This is a genomic window from Methylobacterium sp. E-041, from assembly GCF_022829665.1.
Taxonomy (GTDB): Bacteria; Pseudomonadota; Alphaproteobacteria; order Rhizobiales; family Beijerinckiaceae; genus Methylobacterium.
This window is the reverse complement of the sequence record NZ_JAKSYQ010000231.1, coordinates 1-400: the sequence shown is the minus strand read 5'-3', so window position 1 is coordinate 400 and position 400 is coordinate 1. Positions and strand designations below refer to the sequence as shown.

Here is a 400-nt window from a genome sequence, read left to right as displayed (position 1 = left end):
GTAGCATGATCGAGGCGCTGGACGCGGTGGCCAGCGCCGCCCTCGCCGAGCACGCTCGGCGGGTCTCACTCGGTGCCAGCGCCGCCCACGTCCTCGCCCGGGCCAACCAGATCCGGCAGAGGACCTCCCCTAGTGGAGTGCCGTACGGCATCCCAAGGCTTGATGCAGCGCCACTCGGGATGGGTCCGGCACAGCTCGTCGTCCTCGCCGGGGGCCCGGCCATGGGCAAAACTACCGTCGGTCTGCACGTCGCGATCTCGGCAGCTCGGCACTCCGGCCCCGTCGGGTTCTTTTCCCTAGAAGTGGACGGGGACGAACTCAGCGAGCGCGTCATGGCTGCCATTGCCTACGATCCGCGGGTTCGGGAGGTGATCTCGTATAGCGCCATCGCCGACGCGAC

General features: G+C 68.8%; 1 protein-coding gene. It reads left to right on the top strand.

Features of this window, described 5'->3' with window-relative positions:
- Nucleotides 1-400: DnaB helicase C-terminal domain-containing protein (locus MKK70_RS21935; RefSeq protein WP_243949889.1), on the top strand; the 400-nt coding region annotated here is incomplete at both ends.